The organism is Micromonospora sp. NBC_00421 (assembly GCF_036017915.1).
Classification (GTDB): domain Bacteria; phylum Actinomycetota; class Actinomycetes; order Mycobacteriales; family Micromonosporaceae; genus Micromonospora.
The window spans coordinates 2,567,381-2,587,115 of the sequence record NZ_CP107929.1; the positions used below are offsets into that span (position 1 = coordinate 2,567,381).

The following is a 19,735-nucleotide window of genomic DNA, read 5'->3' on the forward strand; positions in this document are numbered from 1 at the left end:
ACGGCGGGGATCACTCGCGCCACCGGTAGCCCCGGGGGGTGACCATCCGGCCGCCGACCAGCCGGGTCTGCGAGCTGCCCACCACCACCAGCCCGTACATGTCGACCACTGTCGGGTCGAAGGTGGCGAGGGTGGCCAGGTGGACCTCTTCGTCGGGTCGGCTGGCGTGACGTACCACGCCGACCGGGGTCTGCGGCGGGCGGTGCGCGGCGAACGTCTTCAGCACCGCCCCGAGCTGCCAGTGCCGGGCCCGGCTGCGCGGGTTGTAGAGCAGCGCGACCAGGTCCGCCTCGGCGGCGGCGGCGACCCGCCGTTCGATGACCGCCCACGGGGTGTGCAGGTCGGACAGGCTCAGGTAGACGTGGTCGTGCCCGATCGGCGCGCCGAGCAGCGCGGCGGCGGCCAGCGCGGCGGTCACCCCGGGCACCCCGACCACGTCGATCCGCTCGTCGGCGTACTCCAGGGCGGGGCTGGCCATCGCGTACACCCCGGCGTCGCCGGAGCCGATCAGCGCGACGGCCTGCCCGGCGGTGGCCTCGGCGACGGCGCTGCGGGCGCGTTCCTCCTCCGCGCCGAGCCCGCTGGCGAGCACCCGGGTGCCCGGCCGGAGCAGGTCACGGACCTGGTCGACGTACTGGTCGAGGCCGACGACCACGGCGGCCCGGCGCAGTTCGGTGACGGCGCGCGGGGTACGCAGGTCGGCCGCGCCGGGGCCCAGGCCGACGATGGCCAGCCGGCCACGCGGTGCCTGCCGGACTACCGCGACGGTGGCCATCGCCGAAGCGGTCTTCGGCACCAGCAGGGTGCCGCCGTCGTGCAGCGCCGCCGCCTCGGCGACGCTGGGCGTGCCCACCGCGGCCCGGACCACCTCGCTGGGGTGCGGCACGTCGACCGTCGCCAGCTCCGCCGCCGGCCAGGTCCGCAGCGGTACGCCGAGCACGTCGGCGGTGGCCCGGATGCCCTCCTCGTCGGCCTTGACGTCGGCACTGGCCAGGCAGCGCAGGCTGGCCGGGCTCAACCCGGCGTCGCCGAGCGCCCGGCGCAGCAGCGCGTCGACCTCGGCGGCGTCCACCCCCCGGCTGGACCCCACCCCGGCGACCAGGGACGGCGGTCGCAGCACGGCGGTCCGGTCGTCGACCGGCACGACCCGGTCGGTGACCAGCACCCGGTACCCGCCCTCCACCCCCACGCCACGATCCGGGCCGGCGGTGGGCTCCGGTCCGGCCGGTGCCTGCGGGTCAGGCGCGGTGGACGGGTCCGCGGCGGCCGGGTGGACGAGGTGGACGTTCGGCGGCAGGGCGGGCAGCGGCCAGACCGCGTCGGCGACCAGCCGGACCGGTTCGCCGTCGAGGATCGCCCGGGACACCGCCGCCACCGCCCCCTCGACCGGCCAACCGAGGGTGTCCAGGCCGGGCAGGTCGACCGCGTCGGTGGCGGTGGTGACCACCGGTCGGGCGTCGAGCAGCGCGGCCACCTCGGCAGCCAGCGCGTTCGCTCCCCCGGCATGGCCGCCGAGCAGGGCGACGGCGTGCCGGGCGGCCTCGTCGACCACCACCACGGCCGGGTCGGTGCGCTTGTCACCGAGCACCGGCGCCAGGATCCGCACCACCGCCCCGGTGGCCAGGAACGCCACCACCGCGTCGTACCCCGCCCAGGCCGTCCGCAGCGCGTCGGCGACCCCGTCGGCCTCGACGAGTCGGGCGTGCGGCCAGGCGGCGGCCAGGGTGCGGGCGTGCCGGCGACCGGCGGCGGTGGCCGCGACGAGTCCGATCCGGTGCGGGCCGGTGCCGGTTTCGGGCGTTCCCCGGTGCCGGCGTGGTGCGGTGGCGGTCACGGGCGCTCCCCGGTGAGGACGACCACCGGGTTGGTGGCCGCGAGTCGAATGGATCCGCCGGGCAGGTCGGCGAGGCGGGCGGCGGTGAGCTGGCTGCCCGTCACCGGGTAGCCGGCGGCGCGCAGCAGGTGCACCGCCGGGGCGACCCGGTCCAGGGCGGCGAGGGCGACCACCACCCGGGCGGGGCGACGGTCGACGACGGCGGCCAGCACGTCGGTGCCCCCGCCGCCGACGAAGACGGCGTCCGGATCGGGCAGCGCACCCAGCACGGCTGGTGCGTCACCGGTGACCACCCGGACGTCGACGCCGTGCCGGGCGGCGTTGTGGGCGATCGGGGCGGTCGGGTCCCGCTCGATGGCGATCACCGCCGCGCCGAGCAGCGCGCACTCGATGCCGACCGACCCGCTGCCCGCGCCGACGTCCCAGACCAGCCGGCCGAGCCGGGGGCGCAGCCGGGCGACGGCCAGCGCCCGTACCTCGGCCTTCGTGATCATCGAGTCCCGGTGCTGGTACGCGGACTCGGGCAGCGCCCACCCGACGGCGGGCGCGGCGGCCGGCTGGTTGTCCTCCCGCACCGGCCCGACACCACCCGGGCCGTGGCTGCCCTCCGGGTCACCGGTCCCGGCGGCGGTCGGGGTCAGGCTGAGCAGGACGTGCGGGTCGGCCCAGCGGCGGGTGGCGGCCTGCTCCGGGGTGGTCCAGGTGACCCGCTCGGCGGCGCTGCCCAGGTGCTCGGCGACCAGCAGGCGGCGGGACCAGCCGACCAGCCCGGCACCGATCTCGGCGGCCCCGGCACCCGGCGCGGTGAGCACGGCGACGGCGGGCAGCGCCCGGCAGGCGTTGAGCGCGGGGCCCAGCTCACGCCCGTGGGCGGTGACCACCACCGCGCCGTCCCAGTCGAGGCCGGCACGGGCGAACGCGGCGGCCACGCTGGACACCGCCGGCAGCACCCGCACCGGCAGTCCGGCGACGCGCAGCCGGCGTACCACGCCGAAGAACCCGGGGTCGCCGCTGGCCAGCACGACGGCCGGCTGCCCGGCGGCGTGGGCGGCGGCGAGCCGGTCCAGCGCGGGGGCGAGCGGGCCGAGGGTGACGGTGTCGACGCCGGGCGGCACCGGAACGGCGGCCAGGTGCCGGGCCGCCCCGACGACCAGCCCGGCCCCGGCCAGGGCGGCGAGCGCCGGCGGGGGCAACGACCGACCGACCGCGTCCATCCCCACCACCACGACCGGCTCCGGCCGCAGCACCTCGACCAGCGGCACCGATCCGGACCCGCCGGCCACCGGCTCCGGTCCGGTCCCAGCCGGCATCGGCGAGCGCGTCATGCCGGCCACCGGCCGGAGGAGGCGACCAGATGGTCACCGGTGAAGTCGACCATCGCCACGTCGACGGTGGGCACCGGTCCGGCGAAGCGGCGCAGCACCTGGCGGACCCGGCCGCAGAGCAGGTCACCGGCGGGCCGCAGCAGCCCGGCGGCCTCCCACAGCTCGTACGCGTGCCGGCCGGTGTTGGCCGCCAGCACCGCCGCGACCAGGTCGGCGTCGCCACCCGCCTCGGCGGTGACCGCGCCGAGCAGGGACAGGTCCACCTTCGAGCGGGTGTAGTGGGTCATCAGGATGCCGGCGGCGAGTTTCGCCAGCTTGCCGGCCATCCCGACGAAGACCACCCCGGTCATCGCGTCGCCGACGGCGGCGGTGACGGCCGCGCCGGTGAAGTCACCGACCTCGACGAAACACACCTCGGGCAGCTCCGGCAGCAGCGTGCGGGCGGCCCGTTCGGTGCGCCCACCGGTGCACAGCACCACGGTCCGCTCCCCCTGGGCGGCCATCACGTGCACCGCCTGCACCACGCTGGCCCGCCAGGAGGCGGTGGAGAACGGCCGGACGACGCCGGTGGTGCCGAGGATCGAGATGCCGCCGACGATGCCGAGCCGCCGGTTGGTGGTCCTACGGGCCATCACCTCACCGCCCGGCACGCTGATCACCACCCGGACGCCCACCTCGGTCAGGTCGACCACCTCGGCGACGGCCTGGCCGATCATCCGCCGGGGGGTGTCGTTGATGGCCGGCCCGCCGACGGCGAGGCCGAGCCCGGGTCGGGTGACGGTGCCGACGCCGGAGCCTCCGGCGAGGTCCAGGCCGGGCCGGGGCCGCCAGCCGACGGTGGCGGTGAGGTGCGCGCCGTGGGTGACGTCCGGGTCGTCCCCGGCGTCCTTCACCACCACCGCCTCCGCCTGCGGGTCGGGCGGTCCGCTGAGGTCGCAGCGGACGACCGGGAAGGACACCCGCCGACCGGCGGGCAGCCCGATCTCCACCTCCCGCTGGGGAACCCCGGTGACCAGGGCGGTCACCGCCGCCTTCGCCGCCGCCGTCGCGCACGCGCCGGTGGTCCAGCCGGTCCGCAGCGCGACCGGCCGGACCTTCGCGGTACGCGGCAGGTCCGGCTCGCGCAACGGCGGCTCGGCGTACGTCACGGTGTCGCGTCCCCCGGTCCGGCGGCGCGGGACCGGCGCAGCTCGGCGCGGGCGGTCGGCTCGGCCCGGCGGAAGGTGTGGAAGTGCCCGGGGTGGTAGAGGTGCGAACGGGTGCCGCTGGCGGCGAGCGCCGGGCCGACCAGGAACAGGGTGTGCTTCCACAACCGGTGTTCCCTGACGGTGGCCGCCAGGTCGCCGAGCGCGCACCGCACCACCAGCTCGTCCGGCCAGGTCGCCTGGTAGGCCACCACGACCGGGGTGTCGGCCGGGTAGCCGCCGGCGAGCAGTTCGGCCTGGGCCTGCCCGGCGCGGGCGGCGGACAGGAACAGCGCCATGGTGGTGCCGTGCCGGGCGAAGTCACGGACCCGCTCCCCCGCCGGCATCGGCGTCTTACCGCCCTCCAACCGGGTGAGGATCACCGACTGGGCCACCTCGGGGATGGTCAGTTCCCGGCCGACGATCGCGGCGACGGCGGTGAACGAGGAGACCCCGGGGATGATCTCCACGGCCAGGTCGAGGGCCCGGCACAGGTCGAGCTGCTCCTGCACCGCACCCCAGAGCGCCGGGTCGCCGGAGTGGATCCGGGCCACGGTGAGCCGGTCGGCGGCGGCCCGCCGGTAGAGCGGCAGCACCCCCTCGATGGGCAGCTGCGACGAGTCGACGATCTCGGCGTCGGGGCGGGCGTGTGCCAGCACGTCGGCGTGCACCAGGCTGGCCGCCCAGATCACCACGTCGGCGTCGGCGATCACCCGGGCGGCGCGCAGGGTGAGCAGGTCGGCGGCGCCGGGCCCGGCCCCCACGAACCACACCTTTCCGGTGGACGTCACAGTTTTCCTCCCCGCCGGTCCCGGCGGGCCGGGACCAGCAGCGTCGACAGGTACGGCAGGTCGTCGTCGGCCGGCCCGACCGGCCCGATCCACTCACCGGGCAGGCCGAGCCCCCGGCCGAGCACCGCGTCGTCGAGCCGGCCCTGTCGGCGCAGTTCGTCGACCAGTTCCCTGTGCCGACGCCAGCCCTTGTAGACCACGACGGTGCCCGGCCCGGCGAGGGCGTCGGCGACCGGTGTCAGACCGGCGGTGGCGGGCAGCAGGGTCAGCGGTTCCCGCCCCTGACACAGCGGGACGCCACTGCGGGCGGCCAGCTCCTGCAGGGCGGTGACCCCGGGGACGGTGTGCACCCGCACCGCCGGGCGCAGCGCCCGGACGCCCTGGGCCAGGTAGTCGAAGGTGGAGTAGACGTTCGGGTCGCCGATGGTGGCGAAGGCGACCGACCGGGCACCGCCGTCGATGGCGTCGACCACGGCACGGGCGGCGGCGTCCCAGGCGCGTTGTCGACGTTCGGTCACCCCGCCCCGGTCGTCGAGGGCGAAGGGCAGCCGGCGCAGCCGGTCCGCCGGCACGTGTGCGCGGACCGTCGTCTCGGCCCGGCCGGGGGGCGTCGCCGGGTCCGCCGCCAGCCGGTCCAGCACCGGTACGACCACCAGGTCGGCCTCGGCCAGCACCCGGACCGCCTTCAGGGTGAGCAGTTCCGGGTCCCCCGGCCCGACCCCCACCCCGGTCAACGTGGCGGCGGTCACCGGCTCGCCGCCTCGACCAGGCGTCGGGCGGCCCGTGGTCGACCCGCCCAGTGGGTGTGCAGGTAGGAGGCGTGCACCTGCCCGGTGACGAAACCGTGGGCGGTGCCGTCCCAGCGCCAGGCGGGTCGGTCGCCGTGACCGGGGTCGGTGACGGTGCGGTGGAACTCGTGGCCGCGTACCGGCTCACCGGCGGGGTGGACCGGGGAGTCGACGGCGGAGACCGCGTCGCGGTAGCCGAGGGTGAGCCGGCCGGTCATCCGGGCGTGGTGGTCGAGCCGGCCGCACATCGGCACCCCGTCCAGGGACCGGCCGAGGTAGAGCAGCCCGGCGCACTCGGCGACCACCGGCCCGGCGAAGCCGGCCAGCTCGGCGCGGAGCCCGGTGTTGGCGCTCAACGCCTCCACGTGCACCTCGGGGAAACCCCCGCCGATCACCACGGCCCGGGTGCCGGGCGGCAGCGCCGGGTCACGCAACGGGTCGAACGGGGCCACGGTCGCCCCGGCGGCGGCGAGCAGTTCGGCGGTCTCGGCGTACGAGAAGGTGAAGGCGGCTCCGGCGGCGACCGCGACGACCGGACGGTCCCCGCCGGCCGGGCCACCGACGGCGACTGTCGGATCCCAGGCGTCCACGGTCAGCGGTGGTGCGCTGCGGGCCAGGTCGAGCACGGCGTCCAGGTCGATCGTGGACTCGACGAGCCCGGCGAGCGCCTCGACGACGGCACGTGACTCAGGTGCCCGCTCGGCGACCGGCACCAGCCCCAGGTGCCGGGCGGGCGCGGCCACCTCCACGGCCCGGGTGACCGCCCCCAGCACCGGTACGCCGATCTCGGCGAGCGCGTCGCGCAACAGGGTCTCGTGCCGGGGCGAGCCGACCCGGTTGAGGATGACCCCGCCGATCCGCACCGCCGGGTCGAAGGCGCGCATGCCGAGCACCAGCGCGGCGGCCGAACGCCCCTGTGCGGTGGTGTCCAGGACCAGCAGCACCGGCGCGTCGATCAGCGTGGCCACGTGGGCCGTGGAGGCGTACCCGGCCCGGCCGACCGCGCCGTCGTACAACCCCATCACCCCCTCGACCACCGCGACGTCGGCGGGGACGGGGACGCTCGCGCCGTGTCGCAGCAGCGGGGCGATCAGCTCCTCCCCGACCAGCCACGGGTCGAGGTTGCGACCCGGACGGCCGGCGGCGAGCGCGTGGTATCCGGGGTCGATGTAGTCGGGGCCGACCTTGTGCGGGCTGACCGCGAGACCCCGGCGGCGCAGCGCGGCGAGCAGCCCGGTGGCCACCGTGGTCTTGCCGTGCCCACTGGCCGGGGCGGCGACCACCACCCGGGGCAGCGCGGTCACCACTCGATGCCCTTCTGGCCCTTCTGGCCGGCGTCCATCGGGTGCTTGACCTTGGTCAGCTCGGCGACCAGGTCGGCCGCCTCGACCAGGCGCGGGTCGGCGTCCCGGCCGGTGATCACCACGTGCTGGAAGCCGGGCCGGTGGGTGAGGGTGTCGACCACCTCGTCGACGTCCACCCAGCCCCATGTCATCGGGTAGGTGAACTCGTCCAGGACGTACAGGCCGTAGCGCTCCGCGGCGAGGTCGCGTTGGATCTGCCGCCACCCCTCCAGCGCGTCGGCGGCGTGGTCGGCGTCGCCGCCGCGCTGGATCCAGGACCAGCCCTCGCCCATCTTGTGCCAGGCGACCGGGGCGCCCTGTCCGGTGTCGGCGTGCACCTGGCCCAGGGCGCGGAAGGCGTTCTCCTCGCCGACCCGCCACTTGGCGCTCTTGACGAACTGGAACACCCCGATCGGCAGCCCGGCGGTCCAGGCCCGCAGCGCCAGCCCGAACGCGGCGGTCGACTTCCCCTTCATCTGCCCGGTGTGCACGATCGTCAGCGGGCGGTGCCGCCGCTGCCTGGTGGTCAACCCGTCGGCGGGCACGTGCTCCGGTCTTCCCTGCGGCATCAGCGCACGCTCCGATTCGCTCCGACGGTGGCGAGGCCGGCCAGCGGGTCGGCGGCCACCGTGTCCAGGTGGTGGTGGGCCGCGCCGAGCTGACCGGCCAGCCGGCGGGCCAGGTGCAGCCGGACCGGGCCCGACTCGCAGTCGACCACCACACACGACGCACCGGTGGCGGCCAGCACGGCCGCCGCCCGCGCCGACCGCTCCAGCGGCCGGGTGCCGGCGGTGGCCCGGCCGTCGGTGACGACCAGCACCAGCGGACGCCGTCGCGGGTCCCGCAGCCGCTGCACCCGCAGCAGGTCGGCGGCGGCGAGCAACCCCTCCGCCAACGGGGTACGCCCACCGGTGGGCAGCTCGGCCAGCCGCGCCGACGCGGCAAGCACCGAGGAGGTGGCCGGCAGCAGCACCTGCGCGCCCGCGCCCCGGAAGGCGACCACCGCCACCGTGTCCCGGCGCTGGTAGGCATCGGTGAGCAGGGCGAGCACCGCGCCCTTCACCGCCGACATCCGTTGCCGGGCGCCCATCGACCCGCTGGCGTCGACCACGAACAGCACCAGGTTGCCCTCGCGGCCCTCCCGGACCGCCTCCCGCAGGTCGCCGGGGCGCAGCAGCAACCGGCCGCCGCACCGGCCCCGCCCGGCCTGGTGCGGGGCGGCGGCGCGCAGGGTGGCCGGCAGGTGCAGCGCGGCCGGCCGGCCGGCGGGCACCCGCGCGCCGGTGGTCCGGCCCCGCCCGGTCCGGGCCCGCGACCGCCGGCCGGGCACCCCGTCGCCCACCCCCGGCGCGGTGAACAACCGGGCCGTCATCCCCCGATGAGGTACGGCCACCGAGGAGGCGCCCGCCGCCGGATCACCGGGGCTCCCGGTGCCGCCCTGGTCGGGTCGCCCGGGACGGGCACCGCTGCGGTCGGCCGACCCGTCGTCGGGCCGTCCCGACCGACCGTCGGCGCACCCATCCGGACCACCAGCCGGGGAGCCACCCGGTCCACCTGGTTCGCCCGGTCCGCCGGAGCCACCCGGTCCACCTGGTTCACCCGGTCCACCTGGTTCACCCGGTCCGCCGGTGGGGTCACCGGGGCCGGTCGGGTCCGTGTCGGTCGGGTCCGTGTCGGGTGGGTCGTCGTCGGGGTGCTCGTCGCGGGCCCGCTGCAACGCCTCGTCGAGGCGCTTCTCGTCCAGCCCGGGGGTGTCGAACGGGTCGCGGCGACGGCGGTGCGGCAGGGCCAGCCGGGCGGCGACCCGGACGTCGTCGGCGGTCACCCGGTCCCGGCCCTGCCAGGCGGCGTGCGCCACGGCGGTCCGGGCGGTGACGATGTCGGCGCGCATCCCGTCGACGTCGAACGCGGCGCAGACCTCGGCGATCTGCCGCAGCGCGGCGTCGGGCAGCAGTACCCGGTCGAGCCGGTCCCGGGCGGCAGCCACCCGGGCGGCCACCTCGGCGTCGGCGGCGGCCCACCGGGCGGCGAACCCGGCCGGGTCGGCGTCGGCGGCGAGCCGGCGACGCACCACCTCCACCCGGACGGCCGGATCGCGGCTGGCCACCACCTCGACGGTCAATCCGAACCGGTCGAGCAGCTGCGGGCGCAGCTCCCCCTCCTCCGGGTTCATCGTGCCGACCAGCAGGAACCGGGCGGCATGGCTGACCGAGACACCCTCCCGCTCGACGTGGCAGCGGCCCATCGCGGCGGCGTCCAGGAGCAGGTCGACCAGGTGGTCGTGGAGCAGGTTCACCTCGTCGACGTAGAGCACCCCCCGGTGGGCGGCGGCGAGCAGGCCGGGCTCGAAGGCGCGTACCCCCTCGGCGAGGGCCTTCTCCAGGTCGAGCGAGCCGACCACCCGGTCCTCGGCGGCCCCGACCGGCAGCTCCACCAGCCGGGCCGGCCGCCGCTCGACCGACGCCGCGTGCGGGTGGGGGCCGTCCGGGCAGGTCGGGTCGGGGGCGGCCGGGTCGCAGCCGAACCGGCAGCCGGCGACCCGGTCCACCGGCGGCAGCAGGGCGGCGAGGGCGCGGACGGCGGTGGACTTGGCGGTGCCCTTCTCGCCCCGGACGAGCACCCCGCCGATCGCCGGGCTGACCGCGTTGAGCAGCAGCGCCAGCCGCATGTCGTCCATCCCGAGCACCGCCGAGAAGGGATAACCGCCCACTGTTGTCGGGGGACTCACTGTGCTGCCCTCCGCTCGCGACTGCGGGGCTCGCAAACCCGGCTCGCTCCTCGCGCTCACTGTCCCCCCTCCGCTCGCGACTGCGGGGCTCGCAAACCCGGCTCGCTCCTCGCGCTCACTGTCGCTCCTCCAGGTCGCCCTCGGTGGCCAGGTACGTCTCGCGGAGCCGGTCCAGGGTGGCGGGTTCGGGTGCGGCCCACAGTCCACGTTCGGCGGCCTCCAGGAGCCGTTCGGTGATGCCGCGCAGCGCCCACGGGTTGGACCGCTCCAGGAACTCCCGGGTCGGCGCGTCGAACAGGTACGCCTCGGCCAGGTGCTCGTACATCCAGTCGTCGACGACACCGGCGGTGGCGTCGTAGCCGAACAGGTAGTCCACGGTGGCGGCCAGCTCGAACGCGCCCTTGTAGCCGTGCCGGCGCATCGCGGCGATCCACTTCGGATTCACCACCCGGGCCCGGAACACCCGCCGGGTCTCCTCACCGAGGGTGCGGGTACGCACGTCGTGCGGCATCGCCGAGTCGCCCACGTAGGCGGCCGGGGTCGCCCCGGTGAGGTGCCTGACCATCGCCACCATCCCGCCGTGGTACTGGAAGTAGTCGTCGGAGTCGACGATGTCGTGCTCGCGGGTGTCCTGGTTCTTCGCCGCCACCGCGATCCGGGCGAAGGAGCGTTCCATGTCGGCCCGCGCCTCCCTCCCGTCCAGGCCCCGGCCGTAGGCGTAGCCGCCCCAGACGGCGTACACCTCGGCCAGGTCGGCGTCGGTACGCCAGTTCCGGGCGTCGATCAGCGGCAGCAGCCCCGCCCCGTACGCCCCGGGTCTGGAGCCGAAGATCCGGGCGGTGGCCCGCCGCTCGTCACCGTGCATGGCGACGTCGGCGGCCACGTGCGCCCGCAGGTAGTTCTCCTCGGCCGGCTCGTCGAGGGCGGCGACCAGCCGTACCGCGTCGTCGAGGAGGGTGACGACGTGCGGGAACGCGTCCCGGAAGAAGCCGGAGATGCGGACCGTGACGTCGACCCGGGGGCGGCCCAGCTCCGCCGGCGGCACCACCTCGACGCCGGTGACCCGCCGCGACCGGTCGTCCCAGACCGGCCGGCAGCCGAGCAGGGCCAGCACCTCGGCGATGTCGTCACCCTGGGTACGCATGGCGCTGGTGCCCCAGACGGTCAACCCGACCGAGCGGGGGTACTCCCCGGTGTCGGCGAGGTAGCGGGCGAGCAGCGAGTCGGCCAGCGCCACCCCGACGTCCCAGGCGTTGCGGCTGGGGATCGCCTTCGGGTCGACGGAATAGAAGTTGCGGCCGGTGGGGAGCACGTTGACCAGCCCCCGGGTCGGCGACCCGGACGGTCCGGGCGGCACGAACCGGCCGTCGAGCGCGCCGAGGGTGTGGGTGATCTCGTCAGTGGTGCGGTCCAGCCGGGGCACCACCTCGCGGGCGGCGAAGCGCAGCACCTCGGCGACGTCGGGGCAGGCCCGGCCGGTAACCTCCGCCACCACCGCGTCGGCGCGGGCGGCGTCCCAGCCGAGGGTCTCCATGCCGAGGACGAGTCGTCGCGCCAGCGCCTCGATCAGGTCCACCGCGTCGGCGGCGGTGGCCGCCGGCCCGTCGACCACATCAGTCAGTGCCGCCGGCACCGTCACCCGCGCTCCGGGCTCGGCGAGCAGCGTCTGCTCGTCCAGGCCGTAGCCGGCGGCGAGGGCCTGCCGCAGGCCGGGCAGCACGCGGGTGCCGCCCCAGACCTGGGGGGCGCGCAGCACGGCGAGGACGAGGTTCACCCGGGGCTCGCCGGTGGGCACCTCGGCCAGGATGTGCAGCCCGTCCCGGATCTGCACGTCCTTGACCTCGCACAGGTAACCGTCGAGGTGCAGCACGAAGTCGTCGAAGTCGTCGGCGGCGGGCATCGCCTCGGTGTGCAGGTCGTGGTGCAGTTCGGCGGCGCGTACCAGCTCCCAGATCTGCCCCCGGACCACCGGCACCTTCGCCGGGTCGAGGGCCTGCACGGTGGCGTACTCGTCCAGGAGCTGTTCGAGCTTCGCCAGGTCTCCGTAGGTCTCGGCGCGGGCCATCGGCGGCACCAGGTGGTCGACCACCACGGCGTGCGCCCGCCGCTTGGCCTGGGTGCCCTCACCTGGGTCGTTGACGATGAACGGGTAGACAAGCGGCAGGTCGCCCAGCACGGCGTCCGGGGCGCAGTCGGCGGCCAGGCCGAGACCCTTGCCGGGCAGCCATTCCAGGGTGCCGTGCTTGCCGAGGTGCACCACCGCGTCCGCGCCGAACCCGCCGTCGCCGACCGGTGCGGCCAGCCACCGGTACGCGGCCAGGTAGTGGTGGCTGGGTGGCAGGTCGGGGTCGTGGTAGATGGCGATCGGGTTCTCGCCGAAACCGCGCGGCGGCTGGATCAGCAGGGTGACGTTGCCGAAGCGCAGCCCGGCCAGGACGATGTCACCGCCGTCGGTGTAGAGCCGGCCGGGTGGCTCACCCCAGTGTTCCCGCATCCGGTCCCGCAGGTCGACCGGCACCTGGTCGAACCAGCGCCGGTAGGTCTCCCCCGGCACCCGGGCCTCGGCGGCGGACAACTGTTCCGGGGTGAGCCACTCGACGTCGTGGCCACCGGCGGCGATCAGCGCGTGGATGAGCGCGTCCCCGTCGGTGGGTGGTGGCGCGTCGCCGAGGTGGTAGCCGGCGGCGGCGAGGGCGGCGAGCAGCCGTACCGCCGAGGCCGGGGTGTCCAGCCCGACGGCGTTGCCGACCCGGGAGTGCTTCGTCGGGTAGGAACTGAGCACGATCGCCAGCCGCTTGTCGGCGTTCGATAGGTGCCGCAGCCCTGCCTGCCGAACGGCTATCCCGGCGACCCGGGCGGCCCGTCCGGCGTCGGCGGCGTAGACCGACAACCCGTCGGCGTCGACCCGTTTGAACGAGAACGGCACGGTGATGATCCGGCCGTCGAACTCGGGGATGGCCACCTGCATCGCCGCGTCCAGCGGGGAGATTCCGGCGTCGCTCGCCGCCCACTGCTCGCGGGTGCTGGTCAGGCAGAGCGCCTGGATCACCGGTACGTCCAGGGCGGCGAGCGCGCCGACGTCCCAGGCATCCTCGTCACCCCCGCCGGAGGCGTCGGCGGCGACCGTCCCACCGGCGGCGAGGACGGTGACGACGAGCGCGTCGCAGCGGGCGAAGAGGTCCAGTGGCCCGTCACCGGGAGCGAGCCCGCGCAACGAGCCGCAGAAGATCGGCAGCGGGCTCCCCCCGGCCGCGTCGACCGCCTCGGCGAGGGTCTCGACGAAGCCTGTGTTGCCGGCCAACGCGTGCGCCCGGTAGAACACGATCCCCACCGTCGGCCGCCCGTCGCCACCCACCCGCCACCCGGCCTGCCCGGCCTGCCCGGTCGGCGCGGTCAGCCCGGCCTGCGCGGCCTGCCCGGTCTTTCCGGCGTGCGCTGGCGGCTCGGCCGGGCGGGCGGCTTCAGCCGGGTTGGTCGGGCGTCGGTGGTCGAGGATGCCGTACGGCGGGGTGGGGGCGGGCGGGTCGAAACCCTCGCCGGTGAGCAGGACCGTGTCGGACAGGAACCGGGCCAGCTGGGCCAGGTTCTCCGCACCCCCCTCGACCAGGTAGGACAGTGCCTCGGTGGCCACCCCGGAGGCCACCGTGGAGGCCGCCATCAGCTCCGCGTCGGGCACCGCCTCGCCACCGAGCACGATCGTGGGCACGCCGGAGCCGAGCACTGCCGCGAGGCCGTCCGGCCACGTCTGCCGACCACCGAGCAGCCGTACGACGGCCAGGTCGACGCCGTCGAGCAGCGCCGGCACGGCATCCGCGCCGACCCGGGCGGGGTTGGCGAGGCGGTAGCCGGCGGCGCTGGCACGGGCGGCGAGCAGATCGGTGTCGGCGGTGGACAGCAGCAGGATGCGCACGGGCAGCTCCGGAGAGTGACACCCGGTCGACCGTCGTGGTGGGTCGCGCGGGTTGGGAATGGATGCCGGCCCGGTCAGCGCCGGCGACGGTACCGGTTCACCCACGCCGAGCGGCGGAAGGAGTCGGGGAGGTCGCCACAGGCTGCCGGCGGGCAGGCCGGAACAGCTCCGTCAGCGGTACGCGGCGGACCGACCGCGCCACCGACTGCCGGGCGACGCCGCAACCCGACCCGTCGCCGACGCAACGATCCGGCCCGTCGCCGACACGGCGCGGCCCCACGCCGGCACGGCAGCACGACTCGTCGGCGGCGCGGTGCGATCCGACGCCGGCACGGCGGCACGACTCGTCGGCGGCGCGGCGCGGTGTGGCAGACGACCAGCGGTGCCGGCTCGGAGCAGCACCGGCTCGGTCACGGCGCTGGAATCACCGACCGTAATCGGATCGGCGGCGGTGGAGACGCTGCGCGTCATCGGATCCTCCTCGGGTGTCCACGCCCTGGGGTTCTCCGACGGCCGAAGTATCCTGGCTTCCGGATCGACGCTCACCCCCGGTCTTCCAACCGCGCACGCACGGCCGTGACACACGAGGGGGGATCGCTCCCCGGTGACAGTGGCGGGACCGCGTCGGAATCACACCGACTTCCTTCACTGCCGTCAGGCCGCGAATGCTGCCACACTCCTCGCCCCGAGGTCAACGACGCCCGACCGCACCGGCCACCGATCAGCCCGCCGGCTACGAGTCAGGGAGACGAGACCCCGACGAGGCAGACGCGCCACGACGAGCAGACGCGCCACCGATCCACGCAGCCATGACACCGGCGAGCAGACGTGCCATCAAGGCGACCCGGCTGCGCACCGACCGGCGGCCGGGTTTCTCCTCCGCCCCCTGTCGAGCTGATGACGTCAACGACTCACGCCGAGCCCACCTGAACCGGGCCGTCGGTGCCCCTCGCTGTCGCTGTCGCTGTCGCTGTCGCTGTCGCTGTCGCTGTCGCCGTCGCCGTCGCCGTCGCCGTCGCCGTCGCCGTCGCTGTCGCTGTCGCTGTCGCTGTCGCCGTCGCCCTCGCCGTCGCCGTCGCCGTCGCCGTCGCCGTCGCCGTCGCCGTCGCCGTCGCCGTCGCCGTCGCCCTCGCCCTCGCCCTCGCCCGGATGATGGTCCTTCCGGCTCCTCCTCACCCACTACCGCTGAAGATCACGCTCGATCCATGTTTGAGTGGTCTCGAAGCGCTTGGATGCCACTCGAACATGGACAACACCGTTGCGTCAGGTGGAACGGCTGTTCGTCAACCACCGCTGCCTCGCCGATCATGGAGTTGTGGTGGGTAACAGAACGCCCGTAAAGCCACCAAAGTCGGCACCACCACTCCATGATCGCCAAGCGGGCCCACCCCGCTCCCCGATCGGGCACTTCCTGTCCCGGGTTGACCAGCCGCCCATGGCGTTAACGCAACGGTGTTGCGAACATGGATCGAGCGTGATCTTTCACCTCGGAGCCACGTGCCGCCCGCGATGCGTCGTACATGGGCGGGCCGCTACCGCGCGGGCTTGCGGGGCTGGACACGCGGGGGTCCCGAATCGGACCCGAGGCCGCGAACGGCGTTCAACGAGTCCGCCGCCTAGCAGGCGCGGCGCTCAGCAGACCCAACGCTCAACGGGCCCGACGCTCAGCAGACCCAACGCTCAGCAGACCCAACGCTCAGCAGACCCAACGCTCAGCAGGCCCGACGCTCAACGGGCCGATGCTCAACGGGCCCGACGCTCACCGGGCCCGGCGTTCCGGGTGGGCCCGGTTCCAGGCCCGCATTCGCTCCGGGTAGCCGGTCTTGGCAGCCTCGTAGAGTGGCACCGCGTGCCGGTGAGCCAGCTTCGCCGCTGTCCGCGGTGAGCCGGTACGACGGCGAATCCACTCTCCGTCATGCGCGATCGCCACGACGGTGGTGTCGGTGGCGGTGGTCTCCGGTTCGAGATAGAACTCCACCCCACGGTGGGCCGCCACGAAGTCCTCCAACGCGGTCAGGTCCTCCCGGGTGGCCTCCCGGTCGAGCTTCGTCGGAACACCCTCGTCGACCCGGGGTCGCCGGCTGAACCAGCCCATCTGCCCGTCCTCTCCTCGACGTCCCTCCAGTGGAGCATCCCTGCCTGGCAACCCGCTGCGAGCCGCGTGACAGCCGGCTGAACACGGGCGGAGCATCAGCCGGGCACGGCACGGACACGAGCGGAGCATCAACCGGGCACGGCACGGACACCCGAGCGGAGCATCAGCCCAGGGCGGCCAGGTCGTCGGGGGTGAGGCGCAGCGCGGCAGCGGCCACGTTCTCCTCCAGGTGGGCGGGATCTCCGGTGCCGGGGATGGCCAGCACGTGCGGGCCCTGGTGCAGGGTCCAGGCGAGGCGGACCTGCTGCGGGGTGGCCCCGTGGGCGCGGGCGACGGCCTCGACGGGCGCGGAGTGGTCGATGCGCGCCCCACCCTCCCGGTTGCCGCCGGCGAGGGTGAAGTACGGCACGTAGGCGATGCCCCGCGCGCCGCACTCACGGACCATCGCGTCCTGGTCGGTGCGGTTGTCCAGGGCGTAGTTGTTCTGTACACAGACCACCGGGGCGATGGTCTGTGCCTCGTCGAGATGGTCGAGTCGGACGTTGGACAGGCCCAGGTGCCGGATCAGGCCGGCGTCGCGCAGCTCGGCCAGCGCCCCGAAGCGTTCCGCCATGGAGTCCGGCGCGGGGCGTTTGACGATCCGCAGGTTGACCAGGTCGAGGTGGTCGCGGCCGAGCCGGCGCAGGTTCTCCTCCACCTGGGCGCGCAGGTCGGCCGGGCCGACCGCCACCTGCAACCCGGTCGTCGGGTCGTACCGGAAGCCGACCTTGGTGGCGACGACCAGGTGGTCGGGGTACGGGGCGAGGGCGGCGCGGATCAGGTCGGTGGCGTACCGGGCGGGGCCGGTGCCGACCTTCAACGTGCCGCCCGGCGAGACGTAGAAGGCGGCGGTGTCGAGATGGTCGACGCCCAGTTCGACGGCCCGACGCAGCACGCGCAGCGCCCGGTCCCGGTCGGGATGGACGGTGATCCGCATCGAGCCGAACCCCATCCGGTGCACGGTGCGGTCACCCAGAGTCCAGCGGCCCGCCGCTGCGGCGGTGATCTCGGTTGGCATTCGGCGACCCTAACCAGCACCAGCGGCCTGGGTGATCGGCCACGCACCCGATACCGACGACGGTCGGTGACTGCTAGTTTTCTTGTGTCGGAGCGGTGGGCGTCGGGCCGGCCGGTGGCCGCGTCGCCGGCACCAGGGCCAGCGTCGGAATCAACAGCACCGGCACCACCAGCAGGGCGTGCAGGGTGCCGACGTGGTCGCCGAGCAGACCCAGCAGCGGCGGGCTGGCCAGGAACGACGTGTAGCCGAGCACCGCGACGACGCTGACCCGGGCGGGTGCCCGCTCCTCGTCGTCGGCGGCGGCGCTCATCCCGACCGGGAAGCCGAGTGACGCGCCCAGCCCCCAGAGGACCACCCCGACCACGGCGAGCGAACCGGAGCCGGCCAGCACCGCCAGCAACGAGCCGACGGCGGCGAGCAGGATCGTGCCGACCAGTACCGGGACCCGACCCCAGCGGTCGATGGCCACCGTGCCGACGGTCCGGCCGATGGTCATGCCGGCGACGAAGACCCCGAAGACGGCGGCGCCGGCCGCCTCGCTGACCCGGTAACCGTCGACGAAGGCGACCGCCAGCCAGTCGTTCGCGCTGCCCTCGGTGAACGCCATCACCAGCACCAGCGCGCCGATGAGCAGGGTGCGCGGCTCCCGCCACGCCGCGAGCAGGCCACCACGACGGGCCGACCCGCCGTCGGCGTGGACGTCGACCAGGAACCACCGGGCTCCGAGCAGGGTGCCACCGAGCACCAGCACCGCCAGCACCGTGAGGTGGGCGGCGATCGGCACGCCGAGCCGGGCCGCGCCGGCGCCGAGGCCCGCGCCGGCCACCGAGCCGAGACTCCAGGCGGCGTGGAACCGGGGCAGGATGGTACGGCCCAGCCGCTTCTCCACCGCCGCGCCCTCGACGTTCATCGCCACGTCGCAGGTGCCGGAGCCGTAGCCGAGGGCGAACAGGCCGACCGCGACGCCGGGCAGGGAGCCGAGCGGGCCGGCGGCGAGGCCCACCCCGGCCAGACCGGCGGCCACCAGCACGGTCGAGGTGACGACGGTGCGGGCCGGGCCGAGCCGCTGGGTCACCAGGCCGGCGCTGGTCAGCGCCAGCACCGCGCCGCCGGACATGGCCAGCAGCAGCAGGCCGAGCCGGCCGGCGCTGAGGCCGAGCGACTCGCGTACCGCGGGGACCCGGGCGAACCAGGTGGCCACGGCCAGGCCGTTGAGGGCGAAGACCACAGCGACACCGTTGCGGGCGGCCAGCACCGGCGGGGGTACGGCACTGTGGGGCTGGCTGGTGGTGACGTTCACGACGGTGGTGGTCCTTCCGGGTACGGCATCCTCGCCGTTGATCTCACACCCGATCCGTCACGGTTACAAGCGGTATCCGCCCCTTACCGCCCAGGCGTCAGAGCGCGGGCAGGCCGAGCGCCTCGTCCACCCGGGCCAGCACGGCGGCGTCGTCGTCGGTGCGCACCCCGCGCAGCAGGTCGATGGCGGTGGCCCGGATCTGGCCGACGATCATCGCCAACGGCAGGCTCTGGCCCGGGGTGAAGAGCCGCCCGGCGGTGCGGACCGCCGCCAGGGCGGCCCGGTCGGCGTCCTCGGCGTGCCGGTCACCGGTGTCCTCCGCGCCCTCCAGGTCGGCCGCGAGCGCCCGGCCGGCCGCCTCGACCGCCCGGGCCAGGTCGCGCAGCGCCGCGCCCAGGTCGGGCGGGACGGGGGTGGGTAACCGGCTGAAGGTCACCCCGGCCCGGGCCAGCACCCGGATGTTGCGTACCGCATAGTCGATCTGGCCGATGGAGGCGTCCACGCTCCGGAGCCGGCCGATGTGCCGACGGCGGCGGACGTTGAGCCGGACCGCCTCACCGGCGGCGAGGACGGCGTCACGCAGTGGCTCCACGTCGAGCTGCCGGGCCTGTTCCAGGGCCGCCAGCGCGGCGGGCGCGTCATGCCGGTCGAGTGCGGCGGCCACCTCCTCCAGCACCCCGGTCAGGCCGTCGAAGGTCCGTCGGAACTCGGCGACCAGCGGGGCGAGCGGCCGACGGACGTCGATGAGTTGGCTCGCCACCACCGCCACCCCACCACCGATCAACGCGTCCACGAACCGGAAGGGCACGAGCGACTCGGTGGGTGGAGAGACCACCACCAGGTAGAGGGCGGAAACCGCGGCCTGCACCACCGAGACGGTGCTCGCGCCGACCGCCACCGCGAGGGCGATGGTGAGCAGGATGACCGTGAAGACCGTCCAGGTGGTACGCGGTCCCAGGGCCTGGACCACCAGATCGGCGACCAGGACCCCGGCGGCCACCCCGAGCACCACCTCGACCGCCCGGCGGACCCGCTGGCCCCGGGCCTGACCGAGGACGATCAGCGCGGCGGCGGGTGCGAAGAAGGGCTGCGGGTGGCCGACGATCCGGGTGGCCAGCACCCAGGCCACAGTCGCCGCCAGGGTGGTCTCGACGACCGGCAGCCAGCCCTTGCGCAGCCGGCCGGCGGAGGTGCGCAACCAACTCCATCGCAGCACGCCGCCTCCTCGGGTCCGCCCCCACGCTACGGCGGGTCGGCGGGCCGGCGGGCAAGGGGGCGGGGCGGCGGGCAAGGGGGCGGGGCGGCGGGCAAGGGGGCGGGGCGGCGGGCAAGGGGGCGGGGCGGCGGGCAAGGGGGCGGGGCGGCGGGTGACGTGAGGTG

Annotated in this window: 14 protein-coding genes and 1 riboswitch; all 14 genes read right to left on the minus strand. The window is 75.4% G+C overall.

The genetic code is table 11. The features are described from left to right. Positions 1–10 precede the first annotated feature (10 nt). Entirely contained in the window at positions 11–1,834 is a 1,824-nt protein-coding gene (cobJ, locus tag OHQ87_RS11140) for a precorrin-3B C(17)-methyltransferase (protein ID WP_328347546.1), read from the minus strand. Further along, positions 1,831–3,159 carry a precorrin-6y C5,15-methyltransferase (decarboxylating) subunit CbiE gene (gene cbiE, locus OHQ87_RS11145; RefSeq protein ID WP_328347548.1) on the minus strand — a complete coding sequence of 443 codons (1,329 nt, stop codon included), beginning with the start codon at positions 3,157–3,159 and terminating at the stop codon, positions 1,831–1,833. Before cbiE ends, cobJ begins: the two co-directional genes overlap by 4 nt. Beyond that, positions 3,156–4,307 carry a cobalt-precorrin-5B (C(1))-methyltransferase gene (locus tag OHQ87_RS11150; protein WP_328347550.1) on the minus strand — a complete coding sequence of 384 codons (1,152 nt, stop codon included), beginning with the start codon at positions 4,305–4,307 and terminating at the stop codon, positions 3,156–3,158. Before OHQ87_RS11150 ends, cbiE begins: the two co-directional genes overlap by 4 nt. Then, positions 4,304–5,134, minus strand: a complete 831-nt coding sequence (cobM, locus tag OHQ87_RS11155; RefSeq protein ID WP_328347552.1) for a precorrin-4 C(11)-methyltransferase — start codon at positions 5,132–5,134, stop codon at positions 4,304–4,306. The genes OHQ87_RS11150 and cobM overlap by 4 nt, the downstream gene beginning before the upstream one ends. Continuing rightward, positions 5,131–5,883, minus strand: a complete 753-nt coding sequence (cobI, locus tag OHQ87_RS11160) for a precorrin-2 C(20)-methyltransferase (RefSeq protein ID WP_328347554.1) — start codon at positions 5,881–5,883, stop codon at positions 5,131–5,133. The genes cobM and cobI overlap by 4 nt, the downstream gene beginning before the upstream one ends. Continuing rightward, complete coding sequence (locus OHQ87_RS11165; RefSeq protein ID WP_442930746.1) at positions 5,880–7,226, minus strand: cobyrinate a,c-diamide synthase; 1,347 nt, start codon at positions 7,224–7,226, stop codon at positions 5,880–5,882. The genes cobI and OHQ87_RS11165 overlap by 4 nt, the downstream gene beginning before the upstream one ends. Beyond that, a complete protein-coding gene (gene cobO, locus OHQ87_RS11170; protein WP_328347557.1) occupies positions 7,223–7,834 on the minus strand; it encodes a cob(I)yrinic acid a,c-diamide adenosyltransferase in 612 nt (203 codons plus the stop codon). Before cobO ends, OHQ87_RS11165 begins: the two co-directional genes overlap by 4 nt. Beyond that, positions 7,834–10,053, minus strand: coding sequence for a VWA domain-containing protein (locus OHQ87_RS11175; protein ID WP_442930747.1), 2,220 nt, complete (start codon positions 10,051–10,053; stop codon positions 7,834–7,836). Before OHQ87_RS11175 ends, cobO begins: the two co-directional genes overlap by 1 nt. 55 nt (positions 10,054–10,108) lie before the next feature. Further along, a complete protein-coding gene (cobN, locus tag OHQ87_RS11180) occupies positions 10,109–13,903 on the minus strand; it encodes a cobaltochelatase subunit CobN (RefSeq protein ID WP_328347559.1) in 3,795 nt (1,264 codons plus the stop codon). 516 nt (positions 13,904–14,419) lie between these two features. Then, a riboswitch (cobalamin riboswitch) is annotated at positions 14,420–14,549 on the minus strand. A gap of 257 nt (positions 14,550–14,806) precedes the next feature. Further along, positions 14,807–15,079: a hypothetical protein gene (locus OHQ87_RS11185; protein ID WP_328347561.1), complete on the minus strand. Its 273-nt coding sequence runs from the start codon at positions 15,077–15,079 to the stop codon at positions 14,807–14,809. Between the two features lie 583 nt (positions 15,080–15,662). Beyond that, entirely contained in the window at positions 15,663–15,998 is a 336-nt protein-coding gene (locus tag OHQ87_RS11190) for a hypothetical protein (RefSeq protein ID WP_328347562.1), read from the minus strand. A 163-nt stretch (positions 15,999–16,161) separates the two neighbouring features. Next, entirely contained in the window at positions 16,162–17,055 is an 894-nt protein-coding gene (locus OHQ87_RS11195) for an aldo/keto reductase (protein ID WP_328347563.1), read from the minus strand. Positions 17,056–17,128: 73 nt separating this feature from the next. Further along, the gene (locus OHQ87_RS11200; RefSeq protein ID WP_328347565.1) at positions 17,129–18,355 is read right to left on the minus strand and encodes an MFS transporter; all 1,227 of its coding nucleotides are present in this window, start codon (positions 18,353–18,355) and stop codon (positions 17,129–17,131) included. 97 nt (positions 18,356–18,452) lie between these two features. After that, the gene (locus OHQ87_RS11205) at positions 18,453–19,571 is read right to left on the minus strand and encodes an FUSC family protein (protein WP_328347568.1); all 1,119 of its coding nucleotides are present in this window, start codon (positions 19,569–19,571) and stop codon (positions 18,453–18,455) included. Positions 19,572–19,735: the final 164 nt, after the last annotated feature.

What these genes read in the sequence shown, in the direction of transcription:
- OHQ87_RS11195 (WP_328347563.1), bottom strand. Translation starts at nt 17,055, where the DNA reads ATGCCAACCGAGATCACCGCCGCAGCGGCGGGCCGCTGGACTCTGGGT.
- cobO (WP_328347557.1), bottom strand. Translation starts at nt 7,834, where the DNA reads ATGCCGCAGGGAAGACCGGAGCACGTGCCCGCCGACGGGTTGACCACC.
- OHQ87_RS11190 (WP_328347562.1), bottom strand. Translation starts at nt 15,998, where the DNA reads ATGGGCTGGTTCAGCCGGCGACCCCGGGTCGACGAGGGTGTTCCGACG.
- cbiE (WP_328347548.1), bottom strand. Translation starts at nt 3,159, where the DNA reads ATGACGCGCTCGCCGATGCCGGCTGGGACCGGACCGGAGCCGGTGGCC.